Genomic DNA, 1,108 nt, shown 5'->3' with positions numbered 1-1,108 from the left:
TATTACGGCTTTTGGAATAAATGGCACGGACCTCCGAATTACCGAGGCAGGGAACAACTTTGACGTTCCTTTGAGCAGTCTGGGCAGTGATGACCAAAATGCTGGGGAGGTAACGGTAGCCGATGCCGGTGACAACTTCACCACGGATACCGTAGAGGCCGCATTGGCGGAACTGGCTGGAAGGACCGATAACGACACACAATATACAGCAGGCAATGGACTGAACCTTGACGGCAGCAACGAGTTCACGGCGGTGGCGAGCCCCGATGCGAACAACGCATTGGACGTACGCGCCAACGGAATCTATGCCGCCGATGACCAGAGTGCCGGGGAGGTAGCTGTAGCCGATGCCGGTGACAACTTCACCACGGATACCGTAGAGGCGGCACTTGCCGAACTAGCGGGAAGGACCGATAACGACACACAATATACGGCAGGCAATGGACTGAACCTTGACGGCAGCAACGAGTTCACGGCGGTGGCGAGCTCCGATGCGAACAATGCACTGGACGTACGCGCCAACGGTATCTATGCCACGGACGACCAAAATGCTGGGGAGGTAACGGTAGCGGATACCGGTGACAACTTCACGGTGGACACCGTAGAGGCGGCATTGGCGGAACTGGCTGGAAGGACCGATAACGACACACAATACACTGCGGGCAACGGATTGAACCTTGACGGCAGTAACGAGTTCACGGCGGTGGCGAGTCCCGATGCCAACAATGCATTGGACGTACGCGCCAACGGAATCTATGCCACCGATGACCAGACGGCAACTGAGGTAACGGTAGCCGATGCCGGTGACAACTTCACCACGGATACCGTAGAGGCGGCATTGGCGGAACTCGCGGGAAGAACGGACAACGACACACAATATACGGCAGGCAATGGACTGAACCTTGACGGCAGCAACGAGTTCACTGCGGTCGCGAGCCCCGATGCCAACAACGCACTGGACGTACGTGCCAACGGTATCTATGCGACCGATGATCAAGATCTGGGTATAGGTGCCAACGGAGTTGCGAACGAAAGTGTGGAGGTCACCATTACCAATGGTACCGCTGCATTGATAGACATCCGTGACGGTGACAGTGACGATACTAAC

At 56.3% G+C, this 1,108-nt stretch carries 1 protein-coding gene; it reads left to right on the top strand.

Annotated elements, in window-relative coordinates; genetic code table 11:
- The coding region (locus tag AACM45_RS20285; protein ID WP_339145032.1) for a hypothetical protein at positions 1 to 1,108 on the top strand (1,108 nt) is incomplete at both ends.

It is taken from the genome of Croceitalea sp. MTPC5 (assembly GCF_036985505.1).
In the GTDB taxonomy this organism is placed as follows: Bacteria; Bacteroidota; Bacteroidia; order Flavobacteriales; family Flavobacteriaceae; genus Croceitalea.
Note: the sequence above shows the minus strand (reverse complement) of the source record. Positions and strands in the feature narration are given on the sequence as shown.